The organism is Schaalia odontolytica (assembly GCF_005696695.1).
Lineage (GTDB): Bacteria > Actinomycetota > Actinomycetes > Actinomycetales > Actinomycetaceae > Pauljensenia > Pauljensenia odontolytica_C.
Genome location: NZ_CP040006.1, coordinates 1,492,198 through 1,509,341, shown reverse-complemented (window position 1 = coordinate 1,509,341; position 17,144 = coordinate 1,492,198). Strand labels below are relative to the sequence as shown.

Sequence of the window (17,144 nt, the reverse complement as noted above, 5' to 3'; positions counted from 1 at the left end):
GGCGCGGACAAGCCCCTATCTGAGACAATGGGGGTGCCCGCAGACCGTAGGAGACACTCGTGGAAAATAAAGCCCAGACCCTGTACCCGTCAAAGTCCTCCGGACGTCCCTCCAAGATCGCCATCATCGGTGCCGGTGCCGTCGGTACGGCCGTCGCGTACGCCTGCGCGATGCGCGGCGATGCTCGCTCGATCGTCCTTCAGGACATCAACAAGGCCAAGGTGGAGGCCGAGGCCCTCGACATGGCCCACGGCATCCAGTTCACGCCCGCCGGCTCGATCGAAGGCTCGGACGACGTTGAGATCGTTCGTGGTGCCGACCTGATCATCGTGACGGCTGGGGCGAAGCAGCAGCCCGGGCAGTCCCGCCTGGAGCTGGCCGGTTCGACCGTCAACCTCATGAAGAAGATCGTCCCGAACCTGCAGAATGTGGCTCCGGACGCCCGCTTCATGTTCGTCACGAACCCCGTCGACGTCGTCACCTACGTGGCGCTGAAGCTCACGGGCCTGCCCCGCAACCAGGTCTTCGGTTCGGGCACTGTGCTCGACACCTCGCGTCTGCGCTACCTGGTCTCGCGCGAGACCGGCGTGGCCACCCAGAACATCCACGCCTACGTGGCGGGCGAGCACGGCGATTCCGAGGTTGCCCTGTGGTCTAGCGCCGAGATCGGCAACGTTCCGTTGTCGCAGTGGGGACCGACCCTGTCCGGTGGCGTCTTCGACTCGGCCCTGCGCAACTCCATCGCGCAGGAGGTCGTCCAGAGCGCCTACAAGATCATCGAGGGAAAGGGCGCGACGAACTACGCGATCGGCCTGTCTGCCGCGAACATCGCGGGCGCTGTCCTGCGTGACGAGCAGCGAGTCCTCACCATCTCGACCCTGCTCGAGGATTGGGAGGGCATCTCGGATGTCGTCATGGCTGCCCCGACGATCGTGGGCCGCGACGGCGCCGGGCGCGTCCTCAACCCGCCGCTCACGCTCAACGAGCGCGACGGCCTGACCGCATCGGCACAGCGTCTGCGTCAGGTTGCCCGCGACCTGGGCTTCTGAGTCTCCTCCACATAAGCGAGTGGCGCCACCCTCCGGGGTGGCGCCACTCGCTTATGTGGTGCGTCAGAGTGAACGAATGACGGTGACGACCTTGCCGAGGATGGTGGCTTCGTCGCCCGGGATGGGGGAGTAGTCCGCGTTGTGGGGCAGGAGCCAGACGTGACCGCCCGTGATGGACAGTTCCTTCACCGTCGCTTCGCCGTCGATCATGGCAGCGACGAACTCACCGTTGCGGGCCTCGTTCTGCGAGCGGATGACAACGTAGTCCCCGTCGAAGATGCCCGCATCGACCATCGACTCGCCGCTCACCTCGAGCATGAACAGATCGCCGTGTCCGGTCATGGATGTGGGAAGACGGAAAACGTCCTCCACGTGCTGCTCAGCCGTGATGGGGGCACCCGCAGCGATGCGTCCAACGAGCGGAATTGCCGTTCCTTCCTCTTCCACGTGGGAGACGGGGACCTCGATGCGAACGACCTTCTCAGACGGCTGCGACGAAGGGGTGATGCCGAGCTCGGCGCGCGCCCGATCAGTGAGGTCGAGGGCGCGAGGAAGGCCGGGCTCGCGGACCAGGTATCCGTCGTCCTCAAGTGCGTCAAGGTGATGTTTCACCGTCGAGGGTGACGCCAAACCGACTGCAGATGCGATCTCGCGCACAGACGGAGGGAAGCCGCTGGATGCCAGCTTTTCGTTGATAACTCGCAAGATCGCGCGGTGTCGATCGCTGATCGAACGCTCGGTCATGGCTCTCCTTCGCATCGGGGTGGACGCAAATGTGCATGGGTGGGCGTCCACTAGATACGTCAAGGATAAGCCGATTTCGCGCAAAATGAAACATATGTTCGAGTGGGTCTCGACATTGGTCACGGAGCGTGCTATCGTACAAGTGTTCGACGAACAGATGTTCGATGAAAGTGTTCTGGAGGTTCTCATGAGTGTTCCCGTTGCAACGCAGACTGCCGTCTCGTTCCCCGCGCGTCGCCACCCGCTTCGCGCCGTGGAGGATGCGCCGCTGGCGACCGTTCGTGATATCTCCACCGCTCCGTCCGCGCGTCGTCGCGTTGAGGCTCAGCGCGTTGATGATCCTTCGTACCTGCGGGCTCCTGCAGCTCCGCGTCGTCGCACCCGCTCCTCTCGTCGCGGCATTATCGCTGGCGCACTTGCGACGGTCGTTCTCTCCGTGGGGGCCGGCGCCCTCGGTCTCGCCATCCAGCCCGCAGCCTACGATGGCCCGACGGTGACGAAGGCAGTCGTCAGCGGTGATTCCGTGTGGTCGCTGGCTCAGAATGTCAAGACGGATCGTCCGCTCGAGCAGGTTGTCGCTGATATTGAGCGCATGAATGATGTGCAGGGGGCCCTGCAGCCCGGGCAGCGGGTTCTCGTGCCCGTTCGCTGATGGTGACGCGTGGGACTCCTGTGACAGATGGGGGTCTGAGCGTGTACCGTTGAGGGGTGCACTGCCCTTTCTGTCATAACCCGGATTCGCGCGTCGTTGATACGCGCATCGCGGACGACGGCGCCTCGATCCGGCGTCGGCGTGAGTGCACGCACTGCAAGAAGCGTTTTACGACCCTCGAAACGTCCTCGTTCCAGGTCGTCAAGCGCTCCGGCGTCGTCGAGTCTTTCTCCCGTAACAAGGTTGTGTCGGGTGTCAAGAAGGCCTGTCAGGGGCGGCCGGTCTCGGATGATCAGCTCGCGATTCTTGCTCAGCAGGTCGAGGAGCAGCTGCGCTCAACCGGCGTCTCCAACGTGTCGACGAACGAAGTTGGCAAAGCCATCCTCCCGTTCCTGCGTGACCTCGACGTGATCGCCTACTTGCGCTTCGCCTCCGTCTATCGGCAGTTCGACACCCTTGATGATTTCGAGCAGGCCATTCAGGCGCTGCGTGAGCGTGCGCAGGGCGGTGACGCGGTGTCCGAGGCCGGTGCTCACGCGGACGCCGAACCCGCGGCTCCCGCGCCCGCGAAGAAGCCTCGCAAGGCGCGTGCTGCGCGCAAGCGCTCCGTCTCCAACGCCCCGACGCTGCTGGGAGACGACTAATCAACGTGCACGAATGATGCCCGGTCCCGCGAAGGGGCCGGGCATCATCGTTGTGACGGTGGTGGGACGACTACTCCTCGTCCGTCTCCTCGTGGCGCTGTGCCGGTGCGTCAGATGCGTCGGTGGGCGCGGAAGGCTGCTCGGAGGAGGAAGCGCGAACCCCGGCGACGGCCTCGGCGACCGTCTCCCGCGCGCCAGCCATCGCCTCGGCGACGGAATCGCGTGCTCCGGCCATCGCCTCGGAGGCGGTCTCTCGGGCACCCGCCATCTTCTCCGATACGGACTCGCGTGCCTCGGCCACGGCCTCGGAGACGGCGCCGCGCGCACCGGCGACAGCCTCGCGTGCCCCGGCGACCCTCTCGGACATGGACTCGCGTGCCTCGGCCACGGCCTCGGAGACGGCGCCGCGCGCACCGGCGACAGCCTCGCGTGCACCGGCAACCGCGTCGGTTGCGGCAGCCTGGGCACCCATGATCTGCTCGCGGACCTTCTTACGCATGACCTTGCCCAGCTGAGAGCGAGGCAGCTCCGTCATGACGACGATCTGCCGGGGGAGCGCGTAGTGGGCTAGGGACTTTTCCGCCCACTTGCGCAGGTCTGCGAGCGTGACGGAGGCGCCCGCTTCGAGGACGACGGCGGCGACGACGTCCTCGCCGGACTCGCCAGCCGGCACGCCGACTGCAGCGACATCGAGAACACCGGGCATCGAACGTACGGCGTTTTCCACCTGCGTGGGGTAGACGTTGAATCCGGAGGCGTTGATCATCTCCTTGCGCCGATCCGCCATGTAGATGAAGCCGTCGCGCACCTGAACGAGGTCGCCCGTGCGCAGCCATCCATCCTCGGTGAACACTTCGGCGGTCTCATCGTCCTGGTTCCAGTAGCCGGAAAACACCTGCGGTCCGCGGGCAATGAGCTCACCGACCTCGCCATCGGCAACCTCGCGGGAGGGATTCTCCGGATCGACGATACGCACCTGGGTGGAGGGGAAGGGGATGCCGAGCGCCCCGCGTGCTCGCGAGGAGGCGAGGGGTGATCCCAAGATGATCGGGGAGGCCTCCGTCATGCCGTAGCCCTCGATCATGAGGCCGCCGGTGGCCTGCTCCCACTGGTCGGCCAGCGGCGCCGAGAGAGGCATTGCGCCCGAGAGCGAGAAGTGGATCGAGGACAAGTCCGCGTTCGTGCCCTCCGCCGCCGCGAGCAGGCGCTCGTACATGGGCGGCACACCCAGGAAGAACGTGCACGGCAGGCGGCGCTGAGCTGCCAGCACCAGCGCAGTGTCGAATTTGGGGAACATCGCGATCGTTGCTCCCATGCGCAGGCCTGCCAGGAAACCAATCGTGAACCCGAAGGCGTGGAAGAGGGGCAGGATGCAGTAGAAGACCTCCGCGCCCTCGTGGAGGACGGGGACCCACGCGATCGATTCCTCGACGTTCGCCATGAGGTTGGCGTGCGTGAGAGCGGCGGCCTTCGGGACACCGGTCGTGCCGCCCGTGTGAATGAGGAGAGCGACGTCCTCCATTGCTGACGGGCAGTCGCCGCGCCACGGGGTTGCGGTGCGCATTGCGCGCGTCCAGGAGCGAGCCCAGCTCGGGCGCGGGCTGGAGAGCTGTTCGCGCTTCTCGCGGGCCGCCTTGACGGGAAGCTTGAGCGCCATACGCGAGGCGGCGGGAAGAGCCGTCGTCAGGTCCATGCAGAAGGTAGTGTGGCCGCGCCCGAGGAAGGTGAGTTTCTCCAGGGACTTCGACCAGGCGATGGTGACGCGAGCGCCGTGGCGCTCGTACTCGCCTTCCAGCTCGCCCGCGGGGGCAAGCGGATTATGTTCGACGACGACGGCGCCGAGGAGCATCGTGCCCAGGACGGCGACGGCGTGCTGCGGGCAGTTCGGCATGACGAGGGCGACGCGGTCTCCGGGGCGCACGCCCGCCTGATGGAGGGCTCCCGCGGCCTGACGCATCTCCTGAACAAGTTCCGCGTATGTAAGCTGGCGCGCGAAAAAGTCAATCGCGGCGCGCCCCGGGTAGCGGGAGGCGACTTCCAGGACCATGTCCGGGATCGGACGGTCGGGAATCGCGATGTTGTAGGCGACTCCCGGTGCGTACAGCTCGCGCAGCTTCGTCGTGAGATCCATCTGTCCTCCTTTGGGAACGATGCCCCTACGATACCGTAAGTTATGCCTCGTTTGACCAGCTGGGAACGCGATGAATGCGACAGTTTTACAGCGGCGTGGCGATCAGTCGGACAGTTTCGGGCAGGTGGCTCAGTTCCTCGAGCGCTTCGCGTCCCAGGCCCGCCGAAATGTCGGTGAGCACGTAGCCGACCTCGTCGACGGTGGCCAGGATCTGGGCGTCGACGTTGGCCTCGGAGGAGGCGAAGATCTGGTTGACGCGCGCCATGACGCCGGGCACGTTGCGGTGGATGAGGCGCACACGGTAGCGCGAGCGCTTGCCGATGTTCATCGTCAGGTTCGGCAGGTTCACGCTCATGTCGGTCGAGCCGCTGGCCTGGTATTCGCCGATCTTGGCGGCCACGAAGCGACCGATGTCGTATTGCGCTTCCTCTGTCGACCCGCCGATGTGGGGTGTGAGGATGACGTTGTCGAGGGTCGCCAGGGGCGAGTCGAAGGGGTCGCCGTTGGCGCGCGGCTCCTCCGGGAACACGTCGATGGCCGCTCCGCCCAGGTGGCCCGAGACGAGCGCCGCGTGCAGCGCGTCGACGTCGACGACGTGCCCGCGCGACAGGTTGATGAACAGGGCACCGGGCTTCATGAGCTCGAACTCGACGCGACCGATGAGGTTCGTGTTGGATTCCTGGCCGTCCACGTGCACGGAGATGATGTCGGCTTCACGCAGGACGGCCTCCATGGTCGGCATCTGCGTGGCGTTGCCCAGGGCGAGGCGCTCAGCGGCGTCGTAGAAGATGACGTTGAGGCCCATGGCCTCGGCGAGGACGGAGAGCTGGGTACCGATGTTGCCGTAGCCGATGATGCCCAGGGTGTGCCCGCGCACCTCGTGGGCGCCGTCCGCGCTCTTGTCCCACACGCCGCGGTGCAGACGCGAGTTTTTGACGGTGACGCGGCGCGAGAGGTCGATGATCTCGCCGATTGCGAGCTCGACGACGGAGCGCGTGTTGGAGTAGGGGGCGTTGAACACGGCGACGCCCATCTCGGTGGCGGTGGCCAGGTCGATCTGGTTCGTGCCGATGCAGAAGGCTCCGATGGCCTTGAGTTCGGGGCGCGCGCGCAGCACTCGCTCGGTGACCTCGGTCTTGGACCGCAGGCCCAGGTAGTCCATGCCTTCGAGCGCGTCGATGAGGTCGTCCTCGGACAGGGCGCCCGTCACGCGGGTGACCTCGATGCCGAACTTGGCGAAAATATCGTCGGCGACGTCGTGCGGGTTTTCCAGGAGCAGTGCGCGTGTCATGCCCCCATCATGGCAGACGGGAGCGGAAAGGGACACAAGGTGTCAGGGTGTGGTTGCTCCTACCACTCTTCCATGCCGGTGGGCAGGGGAGCGCAGTGGACGACGTGCACGTCGTGGGTGGCGCGGGTGAGGGCGACGAAAAGGTCGCCGACGCCGTCGCCGAGGATCTCCGCGGGTTCGACGAGGATGACCGAGTCGAACTCGAGGCCCTTGGAGGCCACGGCCGACAGGAGGCTGACGCGCTCGGAGAGGGCCGTCTCGCCGTCCACGTCGGCTCCCCACGCGCGGGCACGCTCGTTGCCGACAATGAGGGCGATGCGGCCGCGGGCGGTCCCCGCCTCGCGATCGAGGCGTTCCTCGGCCTCGCGCTGGGCCCGGGTGACGGCGCGCCACAGGGGGCTGTTCTCCTTCGGCGAGGCCGGGGTGTCCTCGGGCGCATCCACGTGGGTGACGCGGTAGCAATCCTCGACGTCGCGCACGGCCGTCATCGGGTAGAGGACGGGGACGCCGGCGCGCGCGACGACGCCTTCGGCGAGGGTCGTGAGGGTCGCGGGCGTGCGGTAGGAGACTGTCAGCGCGTACTCGGCCGCCAGGGCGCGGGCCGCAGGCCCGAGAGCCTTTTCCCACGTGGGCGGGCGCTTGGAGCCGCGACGCTGGTCGAGGTCGCCCACGACCGTGAACGAACGGGAGGGGCAGCGGCGCAGCAGGGCGCGCCACGCCATGGGAGAGAGCTCCTGCGCCTCGTCGACGACGATGTGGCCGTACGCCCATGTGCGGTCCTTGGCGGCGCGCTCGGACAGCGGCGTCCAGGTGTCCTGCCCGGCCACCTGCTCGGCGAGCATCTGGGCGGTCACGATGCCGCCGCCCAGGTTCTGGGCCTCGATCGCCTCGCGGGCGCGCTCGATCGCTCCCTCGTCGGCCTCGCGCGACGAGGAGGAAGACGACGGCATGGGGCCGAGCAGCTCCTCGCACTCGTCCAGGATCGGCACGTCCGAGACCGTCCACGGCGCCGAGCGGGGGCGCACGAGGGTAGCAAGCTCGTCGGGACGCAGGGGGGAGCCGGCCTTGCGGTTTGCCGCCGCAAGCACCTCGGGGCGAGCGTAGAGGCGGCGCAGCAGCGTCTGTGCGCTCGTCGGCATCCACGCCGTGTTGATCGCACGTCGGCAGTCCACGGAATCGCGGATTTCGATGAGCCAGGAGCGCTTGACCTCGGGATCGACGCCGCCCTCGGAGTCCGCGTCCCCGGCCTCGCGCGCCAAGCGCAGGGCCAAAACGTCCATGAGTTCGCGCGCGAAGGACTCTCGCGCCACGTTGTGCGCGCGGCCCGAGCGCTTCGCCCGGCGCCTTGCGCTCTCCACGTCGGCGCGGGTGAGCGTCACCTCGCGGTTCCATACGCGCAGCACCTGGTCGCCGTCGGGGAGCTTGGCCAGCGCCCGTACGGCTTCCTTGACGATCTTCGCCCACGCGGGAAGGCCCTTGATCCGCGCTACGACCTCGTCCTCGCTGCCGCGAGCGTTCACTCCCGGGACCAGGTCGCCCAGCGTCACCGAGACGACGCCCGTCTCGCCGAGCGACGGCAGGACCTGCTCGATGTAGCGCAGGAACAGGCGCGAGGGACCGACGAGGAGAACACCCGAGCGTTCGAGGCGCTCGCGGTGGGCGTAGAGCAGGTACGCGATGCGGTGGAGGGCGACGGCCGTCTTGCCGGTGCCGGGGCCGCCCTGGACGACCAGGAGGCCCTTGTCGGACGCGCGAATGATGCGGTCCTGCTCGGACTGGATGGTGGCAACGATGTCGCCCATGCGGCCGTCGCGGGCCTCGCTAAGGGCGTGCATGAGGGCGCCCTCGCCCTGGAGTTCCAGCCCGGAAGCGCGGGAGGCGTCCAGCAGCTCGTCTTCGAGGCCGGTGACGCGTCGGTCGCGGGTGGAAATGTGGCGGCGGCGCACGACGCCGTCCGGCTCAGCGGAGGTGGCCTGGTAGAAGGGGCGCGCGGCGGGTGCGCGCCAGTCAACGAGCAGGGGAGTGCCGTCCTCGTGTGACAGGGAGAGACGACCCACGTGGCGGGTTGAACGATCAGCCATGTCGAGGCGCCCGAACACGAGGCGTTCCTCGACGCCTTCGAGGCGCGCGGCCATTTCACCGAGGTGGGCCGACAGGGCCTCGCGCTCGGTCCATCCCTGGGCGTTGCCGACGCCGTGGGTCGAGTGGACGCGCCCCTGACGATCCCGATAGGACGCGCGCAGCGCGTCCAGGCGTTCGTAGGCGCTGTCCACGAAATCCTGTTCGGGCAACGGAAGGTCGGTCGACGACTCGCGGTGCTCGTTCGTGGCCATGGGTCCTCCTCGATTATGGGCCTTCCATTGTTCCCTACTTTCGTCTCGCGTGCTCTTCTATGTGCGGTGTGTACGCGACTTCGCCGCAAGCTCAAAACCATCTCCCGCGTGACGAGGTGGGCGCTGCCCGGGTACGTTAGACGCGAGGCAGAAGAATCAGCATGAGGAGGAGACGTGAGTATCAACGCCACTGACCTGTATGCCGACGGTCCCGCCGCCGGTGCGAAGGCGAAGATTCTCCTCATCCACTTTGATGGGGCGATTGACGCCGGCGCCGCAGGGCGCATGGCGATTGGCCAGCTCCTGCGCTCCCTGCACAACGAGCGGGTCGCGACCTTCGATGCGGACACGCTCATGGACTACCGTTCGCACCGCCCGATTGTGACCGTGGACAACTGGGTCTCCTCCCCGGACATGGTGATGCCTCAGACTGTCCTTGACCTCGTCGAAGACGACATGGGCAACCCGATCCTGGTCCTGCACGGCGCGGAGCCGGATGCGCACTGGGAGTCGTTCACGAACGCGATCAACGAGCTGTGTGAGCGCGCCGGCGTGGAGATCACCTTCTCGCTGCACGGGGTGCCCTCGGGTGTGCCGCACACGCGACCGACGCCTGTGCACGTGCAGGCCACCGACGCGTCGCTGCTTCCCCCGGGGTCTGGCGCGATCTCGAATCACATGCAGTTCCCTTCGCCGCTGTCCACCTTCATGCAGATCCGCATGGGGCAACGAGGCATTGGCGGGCTGGCGCTGCTCGGCGCGGTCCCGTACTACATGGCGGACACCGGCTACCCGGCGGCCTCGTCGGCCCTGCTCACTTCCTTCGCGAAGTTCGCTGACCTGTCTCTGCCCGTCGGTGATCTCGAACAGGGGGCCGCGCAGGACCAGGAGAACATCGCCAAGCTCGTGGAGGGGAACCCCGACATCTCCCACACGGTCTCCAACCTCGAGGAGCACTTCGACGCGTGGACCGGAGGGGAGGGTGCGATCCCGCTGCCCGGACTCGGTCAGCGCCCGTCGGCGGGCGGCGAGGAGAAGACCCCGAAGGATATCGGTGACGTCATCGAGGCCTATCTGGCGCAGGTCTCGCGCGCCCAGGACGAGGAGATCGAGTCCGTTCAGCGTGCCCCGCGCACTGAGGAAACCGTGGAAGCTTCCAAGCCCGACACGATCGAGGACGTGCTTGCACGCATCGAGGCGCGTCGCAATGGACAGGGCCCGGGTCCCTCGGCTCCGCGCCACCGCGCCTGAGCTCTATCCACGCACCTGGGCTCGCCCGTGCGCGTGAATTCACCCGCGCGTGCCGGGAGAGTCAGTCGGCCTGCGGGTAGCCCACCAGTGAGTCTGTCAGCGCCGGCGTGCCCGCGACCCAGCGTGTCAGGTCGGCCGGCCTCGTAATGCGGGCTGGGAGAGGCAGGGTGCGCAGGGCCCGATCGATCTGATCAACGTCCACGACGTCGGCGGCGCTCGCCAGGGCGACGACGTTGCCGCGCCGTCCCCCTCGCCCCACCTTCGGGTCCTGGATGGATGCCACAAAGGGGAACACCTCCTGCAGGGCGGCCACGTCCTGGCGCGCGTTGGCAGGTCCTCCGTGCGCGCAATTGACGAGGTACACCCCCGAGGCCGTGAGGGTGCGCCGTGCCCGGTCGGCGCACTCCACCGTGCGCAGATGATCGGGAGTCACGCCCGACGCGAAGGCGTCGCGCACGATGACGTCGAAAGAACCCTCTCGTGCCTCGTCGAGGACCGCGCGCCCGTCACCAACGCGGATCTTGACCTGCGGGGCCTTGGGAATGGGGAAATGTTCACGCACCTGCTCGGCCAAAAGACGGTCGACCTCTACTGCGACGTGGCGCGAATTCGGGCGAGACGAGGACCAGGCGCACGCAAGTGCGCAGGCCGCGCCGCCCACGTGGAGTGCGCGGAAACGATCCTGGGGACCCCACAGGGACGACACGACGGCGTCCATGTGCTGCATGTACTCGAACTCCAAGTACGTGGGGTCCGACGTGTCGACCGCGGACGATTCGACGTCGCCTAGGAACAGCGTCGCGCGCGGACCGTCCCAGCGGATACGGGCCGGACCGAAATCCGTGTCGAAGGAGACGTCGCGTGACGAAGATGAGCGTGCCATGGTGGACACTGTAACCATGGACGACGCCCACGGGCACAGGAGGTGACATGTCAAACGCTCCCAGGGACGCGCGCGCCAAACGCGACTGGGGATCGGACGATAGCGCCACGCCGATCCTGCACGTCGACATGGACTCCTTCTTCGCGCAGGTCGAAATGCGCGAGGACCCGAGCCTCGTCGGCCGCCCCATCATCGTGGGCGGCACGTCCGGGCGCGGAGTCGTCACTTCCGCCACCTACGAGGCCCGTGCCCTGGGCGTGCGCGCCGGCATGCCCACCTCGCGCGCCCGCGCCCTGTGCCCAGGCGCCGCTTTCATCCCCGGCAACCACGGCCTCTATCAACGCTACTCCCGCCAGGTGATGGCGATTCTCGCCACCGTTACCCCCGACCTCGAGCAGGTCTCCATCGACGAGGCCTTCCTCGACGTCTCCGGGGCGCGCCGCAGGCTGGGATCGCCCACCCGGATCGCTCGACTCATTCGTACGCGTATCCGCGAAGCCGTCGGGCTGCCCGCATCCGTCGGAATCGCCGCCACCAAGTCGGTTGCCAAAATTGCCTCCTCGCACGCCAAGCCCGACGGCCTGCTCCTCATCCCGCAGGCGGCCACGGTCGACTTCCTCCACGGACTGCCCGTTGGAGCACTGTGGGGAGTCGGGGGAAAGACCGCGGCGATCCTCGATCGGGAGGGGATCGACACGATCGGGGACCTGGCCAACGCCCCACTCACACGCCTCACCAAGCTCCTTGGCGTCGCCTCAGCCCACCACTTGCACGACCTGTCGTGGGGCATCGACCCGCGTCCCGTCGCCCCCACACGCGCGGAGAAATCGGTCGGCATGGAACGAACCTTCGAGGAGGACGTGCGCTCGCGGGCCGACATTGAAGACTTCATCCTGGCGGCCTCGCACGACTGCGCCCGCAGGCTGCGCGCCGGAGGGGTTGTGGGGTGGACTGTGGGCATCAAGATGCGCGGCACCGATTTTCATACGATCACACGCAGCGTGAGCCTCGTGGCCCCCACCGATACGGGGCGCGATATTGCGCAGGCGGCACAGGGCCTGTTTGCCCGCGAGAACATGCCGATCGGGGGAGTGCGGCTCTTCGGCGTGCGCGTAGAGGGGCTGCAGGCGCGCTCGGGCGGCGTCGCCGTCACGCTCGACCGCGATGAGAGGCCCGCCGCCTCCGAGCGCGCGATGGATCAGATCCGTGACAAGTTCGGCGCGGGCGCCCTCGCCCCTGCCACGCTCCTGGGTAAGAAGGTGCCGGGCAGGCGCTCCTTCGGTGGGGATAGCAACGAGGCCGGGGCTCCTCCCGCCGGTTCCAACGCTTCGGCGCACGGGCAGGGGAATGACCCCGGAAACGAAGAGCCCACACAGGGAACGCTCCTGTAAGGCCAGTTCGTCTCCGGCATGTCACACGCGCTAAGCTGAGGACACTACCGTCCGAAAGGGGCACCCAATGGCTCTCACCGAGTACGAGAAGAAGATCCTCGAGCAGATGGAAGCATCCCTGCGCGAGGAAGACCCGGCGTTGGCCTCCCAGATGTCCGCCCCCGCGGTCGAAGAGGACCCCGAGCCGGCTCACGGACCGCGCGCGCCGCGTCGCATCGCGCTGGGCCTGACCGGAGCGGTCCTGGGCATGGTCGTCCTGGTCGCTGCCGTGTCGCTGGGCTACTCGATCCTCTCGATCCTCCTGGGGGTCGCCGGTTTCGCGCTGACGGTCGCCGGTATCCTCTACGCCCTGTCGCGCCCGGGGGCATCGTCGTCAGAGTCGGCCGACGAATCGTCCGCGCGTGGCGTAGACAAGAGCAGCGGATGGAGTTCCTTCATCCAGGATCAGGAACGCCGCTGGGACGACCGTCGAGACAACGACTAGGCGTTCCATCCGACTGATGAAGCGGGGCGAGCCGGTTTAGCCGGCTCGCCCCGCTTCACTGCGCTCCCCACTGCGCTCCCCACTGCGCTCCCCACTGCGCTCCCCACTGCGCTCCCCACTGCGCTCCCCACTGCGCTCCCCACTGCGCTCCCCACTGCGCTCCCCACTGCGCTCCCCACTGTGCTCCCCACTGTGCTCCCCACTGTGCTCCCCACTGTGCTCCCCACTGTGCTCCCCACTGTGCTCCCCACTGCGCTCCCTGGGATTCCCCACCTCCCTCCCCACTGTCCTCCCCGAGAGTGGCACCGGTGCCCTCCAAACGCTCCCATGCCTCGTGAAAACGCTGTAATAGCAACGAATTGCACCTGTTTTGCATCTCGTTATCGTCTCTGACAGCCGTCGTCCATGATGGTGCGACTCACCGAGTGTGTGCAAGATTTCCCCACTTTTCTCCACCTGATTTTTTCGCTGCAATTCCGCCATTTTTCCTCGATGTATCTCGCGCCACGCCGTAAGTTCCTGCGTAAATATGGGGTTTGGTGGGTTAAAGTGGGGGAGAGTTCCGAACAGGGGAGGGCGGTGACATGTTCCTCGGTACGTACGAGCCCAAGCTCGACGACAAGGGTCGCATGTTCCTGCCCGCGCGCTTTCGCGAGGACATGGAGGGCGGAATCGTCCTCACTCGCGGACAAGAGCACTGCATCTACGCATTCCCTGCGTCGGAGTTCGAGAACATGACCGCGGAACTGCGCCGCGCGCCCCTGTCGTCCAAGCAGGCGCGTGACTGGATTCGTGTGATGCTCTCGGGTGCCTATAAGGAGGTCCCGGACAAGCAGGGGCGCATTAGCGTCCCCGCAGACCTGCGTGCATACGCCGGTCTGGGTCGTGAGCTCGCCGTCATTGGCGCGGGCTCGCGAGCTGAAATCTGGGATGCCTCGGCCTGGCGCGAATACCTCGCTGTCCAGGAGGAGGTCTTCTCCAATACAGCAGAAGAGATTATTCCCGGGATGTTCTGACCCGTACGTCCAGGTCTCCGCCCGCTGTTCCGACATCACTTCCCCGGTGGCGGAGCACGGTGGGGGACCTGGGTGGACGGATCGAGGCGATAAACGTAAAGGAGGCGCGACATGCGCGATGCATCGGAGTCGGTGCGCGATTCGTCGCGCCCCGCGAGCGAGCGTCACGTCCCCGTGCTGCTACGCGAGTGCCTCGACATGCTCGCCCCGGCGATCGAGCGCCCCGGTGCCGTCCTCGTGGATGGAACGCTGGGCATGGGCGGGCACACGGAGGGAGCTCTCGAGCGTTTCGAGGGGCTCACCGTCATTGGCATTGACCGCGACCCCCAGGCTATCGAGTTGGCCTCGGCGCGCCTCGAGCGCTTCGGGACGCGTTTCCGCGCGGTTCACACCACCTACGACAACATCGATGTGGCCGTTGAGGAGCAGCTCGGTGCGGGCGCTCGCGTGGACGGCGTTCTTATGGACCTGGGAGTGTCATCCCTCCAGCTCGACGAGGCCGACCGCGGCTTCGCCTACTCGAAGGACGCTCCGCTTGACATGCGAATGGACGCGACGAGCGGGCAGAGCGCGGCGGACCTGCTGGCCACCGCCTCGGAAGGCGAACTGATCCGTATCCTGCGCACCTACGGCGAAGAGAAGTTTGCACCCCGGATCGCCAGGCTCATCATCCGCCGCCGAGACGACGCCCCCATCACTCGCACAGGAGAGCTCGTGGACATCATTCGCGAGGCAATCCCGGCACCTGCGAGGCGCACGGGCGGCAACCCGGCGAAACGCACGTTCCAGGCGCTGCGCGTTGCGGTCAACGACGAGTTGACCATCTTGGAGCGGGCGCTTCCGCGGGCGCTGTCCAGTCTGAGGGTCGGCGGGCGCCTCGTCGTGGAGTCCTACCAAAGCCTCGAAGACCGAATAGTCAAAGATGTGCTGCGCCGCGGCTCCACGTCCGCAGCGCCTCCCGGACTGCCGATCATCCCCGATGAGATGGCTCCCAGCCTGCGCCTGCTGACAAAGGGCGCAAACAAGGCCGACCAGGCCGAACAAGACCACAATCCCCGATCCGCTTCCGTGCGACTGCGCGGCGCGGAGCTCATCCGTGAATGGAAGGACCTCGCATGAGTGCAGCAACCGCGAAGGCACGTCCCGCAGCGCGCCCCGAGCTGCGCCGCGACGAGGTCCACGAGCTTCGTCTCGTCCAGGGCACCCGCCCGCGCCGTTCCCTGATGGCCGTCGTGGCCCTCCTCGTCGTCGTCGCTCTGGCGTCCGTGGTGACCTCGATGGTGCTCAACACCCGCATGGCGCAGACCTCCTTTGAGATCCGCGAGCAGCAGCTCGTGCTCAACGAACTGGAGGCGCAGTCGTGGACCATGCGCGCTGAGCTGGACCGTAAGGCCTCGCCGACGGAACTGGAGAAGGCGGCCAAGGCGAACGGCATGGTGCCCGCCGGCAAGTCGGGTTTCATCACGCTTGAGACCGGCACTGTCGAGGCTGGAACCCCCGCGAAGTAACTCGGAGGCGAGTGCCTATGGATACCGTCATCACGCGTTCGCGCTGGGTCTTGGGATTCTTCATCTTTGCCCTGAGCATCTGCGCCGTGCGGCTCGTGCAGCTGCAGATCATTGAAGGCCCATCCCTGGCCGCCCAGGGGCAGCGTGTGCGCACTTCCTCGACGGAAGTTGCGGCCGCGCGCGGAACGATCACCGACGCAACCGGAGTGGTGCTGGCGAACTCGATCCAGACCTACGATATCGCCGTCAACCAGGTGAATATTCGCGCCTATGTGCACCGCGACGATGACGGCAACGAGGTCGGGCGCGGCCCCGCTGAGGCCGCTCGTCAGCTCGCCCCGCTCCTCGGCATGAACGAGGCTGAGCTGGGCGGCATGATGCTGGGCGACTCGACCTACGAGTACATCAAGCGAAACGTCGATGCGGTGACCTACCGTGAGATCCGTAAATTGGACATCTACGGGATTGAGTGGGAGTCCGTCTTCGAACGCGAATACCCCAACGGCAACGTGGCGGCCCCGGTCATCGGTACTGTGAACGCCGAAGGACAGGGTTCCTCGGGCATGGAGGCACAGTTCGACGCCTTTCTGACGGGTACCCCGGGCGCGCAGGCCTTTGAGATCGCTCCTAACGGCGCCGTCATGCCCGGCGGCAAGAAGACGACGGTGGAGCCCAAGAACGGTGGCAACGTCGAGCTGACGCTGCACGCTGACCTTCAGCACCAGGTGCAGGATCTTCTGGATGCGCGCGTCGCAAAGCACCAGGCCGACTGGGGCGCGGTCGTCATCGAAGATGTCGCGACGGGGCATGTCCTCGTCATGGCGGATTCGAACTCAACGGAACCCGACAACGCCAAGCCTCAGAAGGTGCACGCTGTGCAGGACACCTTCGAGCCGGGCTCGGTGGGCAAACTCGTGACCGTGGGAGCGGCTCTCAACCAGGGGACGATCACCCCGACGAGTGTCTTCCAGGTTCCCTACGCGCTGGATCTGCCCGATGCCGGTGGCCCGATCACGGACTTCCACGAGCACGATGGTGAGACCTTGACGGCGACGGGTGTGTTGGCGGAGTCCTCGAACACGGGAACGGTACTCATCGGTCAGACGATGAGCGATGATCAGCGCTACTCCATGATGCGCGGCTTCGGCTTTGGTCAGGAGACCGGTATCGAGCTGCCCGGTGAATCTTCCGGTCTGCTGCGCAGTGCCGACCAGTGGCAGGGCCGCGATCGCTACGTGACGATGTTCGGTCAGGCCTACGCGATTACGGCGATGCAGGAGGCTTCCGCAATCGCGACGATCGCGAATGGGGGAGTGCGCATTTCGCCGCACATCGTGAAGTCGTGGACGAACGCGGATGGAACGGTCGAGGTTCCCGATACCAGCCAGCCCGTGCAGGTCATGGATGCGCAGGCTGCTTCGCAGCTGCTGACCATGATGGAATCCGTCGTTGAGGATGACCTGGGTACCGCTGGTGCCGCGAAGGTCCCGGGCTACCGGGTCGGTGTGAAGACGGGTACCGCTGAGACCGTTATCGACGGCGCTGCGGGCCTCGTGTCGACCACCGCGGGTATTATCCCCGCGGACGCGCCGCGCCTGGCGATCGCCGTGGTTCTCTACAATCCGAGGGTGGCGTCGGTCTCATCTGATTCGTCAGCCCCGCTTTTTGGCGACATTGCGCGTACGGCGGTCGCGAACCTGGGTATCCCCGCGTCTACGGGGTCGGCTAACCTGTATCCGACGACCCCGTGAGTCTGAAGGAGTAAAG

At 66.7% G+C, this 17,144-nt stretch carries 16 protein-coding genes; 10 read left to right on the top strand and 6 right to left on the bottom strand.

Going from position 1 to position 17,144, the window contains the following annotated elements; genetic code table 11:
- Positions 1 to 59 precede the first annotated feature (59 nt).
- Positions 60 to 1,049 carry an L-lactate dehydrogenase gene (locus tag FBF35_RS06645; RefSeq protein WP_007587840.1) on the top strand — a complete coding sequence of 330 codons (990 nt, stop codon included), beginning with the start codon at positions 60 to 62 and terminating at the stop codon, positions 1,047 to 1,049.
- Between the two features lie 63 nt (positions 1,050 to 1,112).
- On the opposite strand, the gene lexA is transcribed toward FBF35_RS06645, so the two are convergent.
- Complete coding sequence (gene lexA / locus FBF35_RS06640) at positions 1,113 to 1,793, bottom strand: transcriptional repressor LexA (protein WP_060567485.1); 681 nt, start codon at positions 1,791 to 1,793, stop codon at positions 1,113 to 1,115.
- Between the two features lie 187 nt (positions 1,794 to 1,980).
- Between lexA and FBF35_RS06630 the strand changes: the two genes are divergently transcribed.
- Positions 1,981 to 2,445: a LysM peptidoglycan-binding domain-containing protein gene (locus FBF35_RS06630; protein WP_060567484.1), complete on the top strand. Its 465-nt coding sequence runs from the start codon at positions 1,981 to 1,983 to the stop codon at positions 2,443 to 2,445.
- 56 nt (positions 2,446 to 2,501) lie between these two features.
- Positions 2,502 to 3,089, top strand: coding sequence for a transcriptional regulator NrdR (nrdR, locus tag FBF35_RS06625; RefSeq protein ID WP_060567483.1), 588 nt, complete (start codon positions 2,502 to 2,504; stop codon positions 3,087 to 3,089).
- A 70-nt stretch (positions 3,090 to 3,159) separates the two neighbouring features.
- Here the strand turns inward: nrdR and FBF35_RS06620 are convergent, their stop codons facing one another.
- The 3 genes from FBF35_RS06620 to FBF35_RS06610 all read right to left on the bottom strand — a co-directional run bounded on the left by FBF35_RS06620 (position 3,160) and on the right by FBF35_RS06610 (position 8,844).
- Positions 3,160 to 5,220, bottom strand: coding sequence for an AMP-binding protein (locus tag FBF35_RS06620; RefSeq protein ID WP_060567482.1), 2,061 nt, complete (start codon positions 5,218 to 5,220; stop codon positions 3,160 to 3,162).
- Positions 5,221 to 5,305: 85 nt separating this feature from the next.
- A complete protein-coding gene (gene serA, locus FBF35_RS06615; protein ID WP_060567481.1) occupies positions 5,306 to 6,511 on the bottom strand; it encodes a phosphoglycerate dehydrogenase in 1,206 nt (401 codons plus the stop codon).
- 59 nt (positions 6,512 to 6,570) lie between these two features.
- Positions 6,571 to 8,844 (bottom strand): HelD family protein, encoded by a 2,274-nt coding sequence (locus FBF35_RS06610; RefSeq protein ID WP_138134118.1) that lies wholly within the window; start codon positions 8,842 to 8,844, stop codon positions 6,571 to 6,573.
- A 174-nt stretch (positions 8,845 to 9,018) separates the two neighbouring features.
- On the opposite strand from FBF35_RS06610, the gene FBF35_RS06605 reads away from it, so the two are divergent.
- Positions 9,019 to 10,095 carry a PAC2 family protein gene (locus FBF35_RS06605; RefSeq protein ID WP_060567479.1) on the top strand — a complete coding sequence of 359 codons (1,077 nt, stop codon included), beginning with the start codon at positions 9,019 to 9,021 and terminating at the stop codon, positions 10,093 to 10,095.
- A 61-nt stretch (positions 10,096 to 10,156) separates the two neighbouring features.
- On the opposite strand, the gene FBF35_RS06600 is transcribed toward FBF35_RS06605, so the two are convergent.
- Complete coding sequence (locus FBF35_RS06600; RefSeq protein ID WP_060567478.1) at positions 10,157 to 10,996, bottom strand: spermidine synthase; 840 nt, start codon at positions 10,994 to 10,996, stop codon at positions 10,157 to 10,159.
- 29 nt (positions 10,997 to 11,025) lie between these two features.
- Here FBF35_RS06600 and dinB point away from each other — a divergent pair, with 29 nt between their 5' ends.
- A complete protein-coding gene (gene dinB, locus FBF35_RS06595) occupies positions 11,026 to 12,369 on the top strand; it encodes a DNA polymerase IV (protein ID WP_060567477.1) in 1,344 nt (447 codons plus the stop codon).
- Between the two features lie 67 nt (positions 12,370 to 12,436).
- Complete coding sequence (locus FBF35_RS06590) at positions 12,437 to 12,853, top strand: DUF3040 domain-containing protein (protein ID WP_060567476.1); 417 nt, start codon at positions 12,437 to 12,439, stop codon at positions 12,851 to 12,853.
- Here the strand turns inward: FBF35_RS06590 and FBF35_RS10490 are convergent.
- A complete protein-coding gene (locus tag FBF35_RS10490) occupies positions 12,850 to 13,182 on the bottom strand; it encodes a glycine zipper domain-containing protein (RefSeq protein WP_410060462.1) in 333 nt (110 codons plus the stop codon). The two genes, FBF35_RS06590 and FBF35_RS10490, sit on opposite strands and share 4 nt — an antisense overlap.
- A gap of 255 nt (positions 13,183 to 13,437) precedes the next feature.
- Between FBF35_RS10490 and mraZ the strand changes: the two genes are divergently transcribed.
- The 4 genes from mraZ to FBF35_RS06565 all read left to right on the top strand — a co-directional run bounded on the left by mraZ (position 13,438) and on the right by FBF35_RS06565 (position 17,128).
- Positions 13,438 to 13,869: a division/cell wall cluster transcriptional repressor MraZ gene (gene mraZ / locus FBF35_RS06580; RefSeq protein ID WP_003792696.1), complete on the top strand. Its 432-nt coding sequence runs from the start codon at positions 13,438 to 13,440 to the stop codon at positions 13,867 to 13,869.
- Positions 13,870 to 13,980: 111 nt separating this feature from the next.
- Positions 13,981 to 14,988, top strand: coding sequence for a 16S rRNA (cytosine(1402)-N(4))-methyltransferase RsmH (gene rsmH / locus FBF35_RS06575; protein ID WP_060567475.1), 1,008 nt, complete (start codon positions 13,981 to 13,983; stop codon positions 14,986 to 14,988).
- Positions 14,985 to 15,377 (top strand): membrane protein, encoded by a 393-nt coding sequence (locus FBF35_RS06570; protein ID WP_034464322.1) that lies wholly within the window; start codon positions 14,985 to 14,987, stop codon positions 15,375 to 15,377. The genes rsmH and FBF35_RS06570 overlap by 4 nt, the downstream gene beginning before the upstream one ends.
- 17 nt (positions 15,378 to 15,394) lie before the next feature.
- The gene (locus tag FBF35_RS06565) at positions 15,395 to 17,128 is read left to right on the top strand and encodes a peptidoglycan D,D-transpeptidase FtsI family protein (RefSeq protein ID WP_060567474.1); all 1,734 of its coding nucleotides are present in this window, start codon (positions 15,395 to 15,397) and stop codon (positions 17,126 to 17,128) included.
- Positions 17,129 to 17,144: the final 16 nt, after the last annotated feature.